General features: G+C 73.0%; 7 protein-coding genes. 4 read left to right on the top strand and 3 right to left on the bottom strand.

All coding sequences use genetic code 11. The features are described from left to right. Positions 1-66: 66 nt before the first annotated feature. Positions 67-711, top strand: a complete 645-nt coding sequence (locus ACFXGN_RS09800) for a TetR family transcriptional regulator (RefSeq protein WP_384855773.1) — start codon at positions 67-69, stop codon at positions 709-711. A gap of 291 nt (positions 712-1,002) precedes the next feature. Here the strand turns inward: ACFXGN_RS09800 and ACFXGN_RS09805 are convergent, their stop codons facing one another. After that, a complete protein-coding gene (locus ACFXGN_RS09805) occupies positions 1,003-1,467 on the bottom strand; it encodes a hypothetical protein (protein WP_384855776.1) in 465 nt (154 codons plus the stop codon). Between the two features lie 308 nt (positions 1,468-1,775). Here ACFXGN_RS09805 and ACFXGN_RS09810 point away from each other — a divergent pair, with 308 nt between their 5' ends. Continuing rightward, a complete protein-coding gene (locus ACFXGN_RS09810; RefSeq protein ID WP_384855777.1) occupies positions 1,776-2,639 on the top strand; it encodes a hypothetical protein in 864 nt (287 codons plus the stop codon). A gap of 250 nt (positions 2,640-2,889) precedes the next feature. Next, a complete protein-coding gene (locus tag ACFXGN_RS09815) occupies positions 2,890-3,339 on the top strand; it encodes a VOC family protein (protein ID WP_384855780.1) in 450 nt (149 codons plus the stop codon). Positions 3,340-3,554: 215 nt separating this feature from the next. Here ACFXGN_RS09815 and ACFXGN_RS09820 read toward each other — a convergent pair whose 3' ends face one another. Both ACFXGN_RS09820 and ACFXGN_RS09825 read right to left on the bottom strand, forming a co-directional pair. Further along, a complete protein-coding gene (locus ACFXGN_RS09820) occupies positions 3,555-3,788 on the bottom strand; it encodes a ferredoxin (protein WP_384855946.1) in 234 nt (77 codons plus the stop codon). Continuing rightward, complete coding sequence (locus ACFXGN_RS09825; RefSeq protein ID WP_384855783.1) at positions 3,788-5,251, bottom strand: aldehyde dehydrogenase; 1,464 nt, start codon at positions 5,249-5,251, stop codon at positions 3,788-3,790. The genes ACFXGN_RS09820 and ACFXGN_RS09825 overlap by 1 nt, the downstream gene beginning before the upstream one ends. A gap of 466 nt (positions 5,252-5,717) precedes the next feature. On the opposite strand from ACFXGN_RS09825, the gene ACFXGN_RS09830 reads away from it, so the two are divergent. Continuing rightward, positions 5,718-6,292 (top strand): hypothetical protein (locus ACFXGN_RS09830; RefSeq protein WP_384855786.1); only part of this gene is annotated, 575 nt, incomplete at its 3' end.

Raw genomic sequence — 6,292 nt, forward strand, 5'->3', positions numbered from 1 at the left:
AGGTGATTCGCGCCACGGCGCCCGCAGCGCCATACTGTCGCTCCCCACCGCACGGAACGGGACCTCATGACCGCAGACCACAGGGCGGACCACAGACCCGCGTCACCGCCCCTCACGGAACGCCAGGAGGCGCGCCGCCGCCGCATCCTGGACGCCAGCGCGCAGCTCGCGGCGCGGGGCGGCTTCGACGCCGTGCAGATGCGGGAGGTCGCCGAGGCCGCCGGGGTGGCCCTGGGGACGCTGTACCGCTACTTCCCCTCCAAGATCCACCTGCTGGTCGCCACCATGCAGGACCAGCTCCAGCACATGCACTCCACCCTGCGGAAGCGGCCTCCGGCCGGGGCCGATCCGGCGGAGCGGGTCGCGGGGACCCTGATGCGGGCCTTCCGGGCGCTCCAGCGCGAACCGCAGCTCGCCGACGCGATGGTGCGGGCCCTGACCTTCGCGGACCGGAGCGTGAGCCCGGAGGTCGACACGGTCTCGCGGCTGACGACGGCGATCATCCTGGACGCGATGGGCACGGAACACCCCACGCCGTCCCAGCTGTCGGCCGTCCGGGTGATCGAGCACACCTGGCACTCGGCCCTGATCACCTGGCTGTCGGGCCGCGCCTCGATCGCCCAGGTGAAGATCGACATCGAGACGGTCTGCCGCCTGATCGCCCTGACGGCCCCGGAGGACCCGGCCCCGGGAGCGGTCCGGGGGCGGTGAGGCGGGGGGGCCGACGGGGGTGGCCGGGGGCGGGAGTTAGGCGGCGGGGCAGCGTGGCTACGGGGCTGGCGCCCGTCCCGGGGCCGCCCCTGGGGCCCACGCGCCCGCCCCAGATGCCTGGGCCCGTCGCCGGGCTCGTATTCGGCCCGTCGCCGGGCCCGTACTTGGCCGTCGCCGGGCCATCTCCGCGCAGTGTCCGGGCCGTCTGCGGGCTGCGGGCCGCAGGCCGCAGAGGCCGTGGGCTTGCTCCGGGCCCGCGCCCAGAGGTCGGGGCCTTCCCCGGGCGGCCGGTCAGCCCTGCCGGACCTCGCCACCGCCCCGGGTCCGCTCCGCACAGGCCTCGTCGATGGCCATCAGGTCGACCGTGCCCCCGTCACCGAAGGTGCCGTACTCCGTCTTCAGCTTCCAGCCCCGCTGTTCGAGGACCACCGTGAACTGACTGTCCGACCCGTCCAGGGCCTTGCGCTCCTGCCGCTCCCCCCGCTGCTTCCAGCCGCGCTCGCCCAGTTCGCTCAGCATCCGCTCGTACCGGGGGATGTCCACCGGCGCGGACTCCTCGTGGAAGCTCTTGAAGCGCACGAGGCACGACAGCGGACCGGCCGGGTCGTCCTCGTCCCCCGTGAGACTTCCCCGCGCGTTCGCCGGGAGGCCCGCGTTCGCCGCCGAGCCGTCGATGTCGGCCCGCACCACGTCCTTCGGGAGCGGCCCGGTCCCCGGCGGCCGGGGCACCACGGTCACCACCGGCACCGGCGCCACGGGTCCCCTCCGCGCCGCACCCCACGGCTCCGAGCATGACGACCAGGGCCGTCAGAACGACCCGACCTTCCTTGCGCACGATGTGTCCCCTCCCAGGTCACGGGGGCTCCGACGCACCCCGTGAGCGAAGGACGAAGTGTGCCACGGGCCCCGAGGACGCCGTCCTGTGCCGCCGACGGCGAACCGCACAGACATCGGGCGGGCGCTTGTGCGACGCGTGGCGGGGCACGTAGAGAAGAGGTGGGTGAGGGACGCGGCGGGGCGGGGGGCGGATGGGCGGCGCTGGTGCTGTGGTGGCCGGTGGGCGGATGGACGGCGCCGGGATCGTGATCGGCTGGCTGACGGGGTACGCCGTGGTGTACGGCGCGGTCCTGGTGTGGGCCTGGCGCCGCCACCGGCACGACCGGGCGGCCGTCCGGCGGTGTCCGCCCGGCAGGTACGGCGCCGTGGCGGCGGCCGGCGGGGCGGCCGGTGACGCGTACGCCGACCTGGTGGGCCTGCGGCTGCTCCACGCGTCCGGGGTGGTGACGGTGTCGGACGCGGGGGTCGTCAGGGCCGTACCCGGGGCGCCGGGACCCTCGGACCCGCTGCTCGGCGCCCTCACCGACGGCGTCCGGCGGCGGGACGCCGAGGGGACCCTGCTGTACCAGGTGCGGCGCGCGGACGGGTTCAGGGACTACCGGCTCCTGCTCCGGCGGGCGACACCGTCCCTGTACGGGGAGGCCGAGCGGTACCGGGTGATCACCGTGGGCGCCGCGATCCTGGCGAGCGGCGGCCTCATGTACCACGGGCTGTTCGCCGATGCTCCGGTCCCGCTGCTCGGTGACGACGTCGGCTGGTGGTTCCTGACGGCTCCACCGCTCTTCGGCCTCCTGCTCCTGCTCGCCCACGCCTGGCCGCGCTGGCGGACCCCGACCCGGACCGCCACGGCCCACACCGCCGAGTGCCGCGCCCTGGCCGACGCCGCCGTCGCGGACCTGCCCTCCGGCCCCCGTACCGCCCTCCTCAAGCACGCGGAGGACCCGGACTCCCCCCGCGCCGCCCGCCACCGCGCCCCGGACGCACACGGTGACGGACACTCGGGAAGGGGCGGGCGCCCGGGAAGTGACGGGGACGGCTGGGCGGACGGGGACTCGTCGCACGGGTGCGGGGGGTGCGGAGACAGCGGGTAGCGACGGCGGGCGGACGGCGCGGCGCGGCGCGGTGGCAGCGGTCGGCCGGGGAGGAGCGGTGACCTGCGCCCCCGGAACCGTCTCGGACCGTCTCCGGCTGTCTCCGGCTGTCTCCGGCTGTCTCCGGCTGTCTCCGGCTGTCTCCGGCCACGATTCCGGACGAGCACGCCTCTCCCGGAGAGGAAAGCGGTGACCGGCGGGACGGTACGTCGAACCGGCGGTGTCGGTCCCGGCGCCTAACCTCGGGGACATGACGATTCAGCGCATGGACAACGTCGGCATCGTCGTCGACGACCTCGACGCCGCCGTCGCGTTCTTCACCGCGCTCGGCATGGAGCTGGAAGGCAGGATGCCGGTCGAAGGGAGCTGGGCGGGAAGGGTCGTCGGGCTCGACGACATGCGCTGCGAGATCGCGATGATGCGGATCCCGGACGCCCCGGGCCGACTCGAACTGGCGAAGTACCACCACCCGAAGGCGATCGTCCCCGAGCCGGAGCCGGAGATCGCTCCGGCGAACACGCTGGGCCTGCACCGCGTCATGTTCGCCGTCGACGACATCGAGGACACCCTCGCCCGCCTCCGGCCGCACGGCGCCGAACTCGTCGGCGAAGTGACCCGCTACGAGGACAGCCACCTGCTCTGCTACCTCCGAGGGCCGAGCGGAATCATCCTCGCGCTGGCCGAGCAGCTGAGACCGTGACCGGTGTCTGGTGGCCGGTGCGTGGTGGCCGGTGCCTGGTGACAAGTGACCGGTGACATGCGACCGGTGGCCGATGGCCGGTGACATGCGGCCGTCGCTGTGACCGTCTCCGTGGCTGTGACCGTGGCCGTCTCCCGTCCAGGGCCGTCCCCCGGCCGGGCCGTCCCCCGGCCAGGGCAGGAGACGGCCCCACCGCGTTCCCGCGCGGGAACGGCCTACTCCTCCGGCGGGAACACCGGCTCCCCCGTGCCGCTCAGGGTGATCAGGATCGCTTCCACCGGGCAGCCCTCCGCCGCCGCGAGGAGGCGTTCGCCCGCGTCCGACTCCGGGGCGAGCGGGTGGGACTGACGGGCCGTGTCGAGACGGAAGCCGTCCGGGGCGTGGTTCACGCACATGGCGGAGCCGATGCAGAGGCCCCGGTCCACCTCCACGTGCCAGCGGTCGCCCATCACGCGCCGCCCTCGTAGCCCGCCGGCAGGTGGACCATCTTGTGCTCCAGGTACTCGCCGAACCCCTCGGGGCCGAACTCCCTCCCCAGACCGGAGTTCTTGTACCCGCCGAACGGGCCCAGCATGTCCAGGCTGAAGGTGTTCACGTTGAACGTGCCGGTGCGCACGCCCCGCGCGAAGTCGATGCCGTGCTCCACGTCCCCGGTCCAGACGCTGCCGCTCAGCCCGAAGTCGGAGTCGTTCGCCAGCCGCAGCGCCTCGGCCTCGTCCCCGTACGGCAGGAGGCAGATCACCGGCCCGAAGATCTCCTCGCGGGCGATCCGCATGGAGTTGTCGACGTCCCCGAACAGGGTCGGCTCCACGTACCAGCCGCTCTCCAGACCCGCCGGACGGCCGCCGCCCACGAGGACCTTGGCGCCCTCCTCCTGGCCGATCCGGATGTAGTCGAGCGAGCGCCGCCGCTGGCGCTCGGCCACCAGCGGCCCCACCTGGGTCGCCGGGTCGAGCGGGTCGCCGACCACCAGCGCCCCCGCCGCCGCCGCGAGCGCCTCCGCGACCTCCCCGTACCGGGAGCGGGGGGCGAGGATACGGGTCTGGGCCACGCACGCCTGCCCGTTGTTCATCCAGGCGGCGGGCACGATCCCGGCGACCGCCGCGTCCAGATCGGCGTCCGGGAGGATCACCGCGGCCGACTTCCCGCCCAGTTCCAGGGTGACCCGGGTCAGATGACGGGAGGCCACCTCCATGACCCGCCTGCCCGCCGCGACCGAACCCGTGAAGGACACCTTGTCGACACCGGGGTGCCCGACCAGGTACTCGCTCACCTCCCGGTCGGCGGGCAGGATGCTGAGCACCCCCTCGGGCAGTCCCGCCTCCGCCGCGATGTCGGCCAGGATGTACGAGTCGAGCGGCGTCTCCGGCGACGGCTTCAGGACCACCGCGCACCCCGCGAGCAGCGCGGGCCCCAGCTTGGCGGCGGCGGTGAACTGCGGCACGTTCCACGGGACGACCGCCGCGACCACGCCCACCGGCTCCCGCCGCACGAGCAGCGGCCCGAGCACACCGCCGCGCCGCTCCTCGAACACGAAGTCGCGGGCGACGGCGATCGCCGAGTCCCAGACCATCATCGCGCCCAGCGCCTGGGCGAGCACGGACCACGAGTACGGGGAGCCGTTCTGCGCGCTGATGGACCGGGCGATCTCCTCGTACCGGACGGCGAACGCGTCCTTGATCCGGCTGACGACCTCGATCCGCTCGGCCAGCGTCGTCCGGGGCCAGGGCCCCTCGTCGAAGGCCTTCCGGGCGGCGGCGACGGCCCGGTCCACATCGCCCCGGGAGGCGTGCGGGACCCGCCCGATGACCTCCTCGGTGTGCGGCGAGACGACCTCGATGACCTCCTCGCCGAGCGGATCGGTCAACTCTCCGCCGATGAACAGCTTTCCGTGCTCCACAAGCTCGGTCATGACCGCCGCCTTCACGAGGAGGTGAACCCCGAGGGGGATTCCCTGATGATTCCTGACGATGCATCAGAACTGATACCAGTTCTAGTTGTACTTGGCCAGCCCTAGAGCCGGACCGACCCCCACCAGCGGCTTTGGCGCCGACGGGGCTCGCCTTCGCGCGGCTTGGGCCGCCCGAGGCCCGTCCGGTGCTCCACCGAAGCCCCTACAGGCGTCATCGACCGCCCCCAGGGACCTCTCACCTCTCGGCATGAGGCGCTCGCGGGGTGCGGGGTGCGGGGTGCGGGGCGAACCCGGGACGGCGTCGGCGGCCACGTGTACGGCCTTCCGGCTCGCAATACCGGAGGGGCGGCGAGAAGTCCGGCGAAGGTGACGGACTTTCCGGGACGGGCCGGTTCCTCCTGGCAGTTCCGGCGCGCATAAGTGATCATGGACCTACCTGAAATTCGAACACGGAGGCGAATTCCTTATGAGACTGACACGTGCCGCCCTGCTCGTCACGGCCACCGCCCTGACCCCCGCGCTCCTTTTCAGCACCCCGGCGTTCGCCCACGCTTCGACGGCCCCGGTCGCCACCATCACGGCGACCGCGCCCGGCACGCCCGTGGACGAGATGTCGGAGAGCGAACTGCGCGCGGCGATCACCGCCGTCCTGGCGGACCCGAACAGCGGCCGGGGGGTCGTCCGGGAGGCCACCAAGGCCCTCAACGGCACCGCTGACGACATGCGCGCCTTCCTGAAGACCGGCTACCGGCTGGCCCAGACCGAGGACGACCGCGTCGCCATCTTCCGCATCCTCGGCACAGCGACACAGAACAACGACAAGCGCGTCATCAAAGAAGCCAACCAGATCCTCGACAACAACTCCCCCGAGGAGATGCGCACCTGGCTCAAGACCGGCTACCGACTCGCCCAGGCCGAAGACGACCGCGTCGCCATCCTCCGCACCCTCGGCACAGCGACACAGAACAACGACAAGCGCGTCATCAAAGAAGCCAACCAGATCCTCGACAACAACTCCCCCGAGGAGATGCGCACCTGGCC

It is taken from the genome of Streptomyces sp. NPDC059247, assembly GCF_042754005.1.
Taxonomy (GTDB): Bacteria; Actinomycetota; Actinomycetes; order Streptomycetales; family Streptomycetaceae; genus Streptomyces.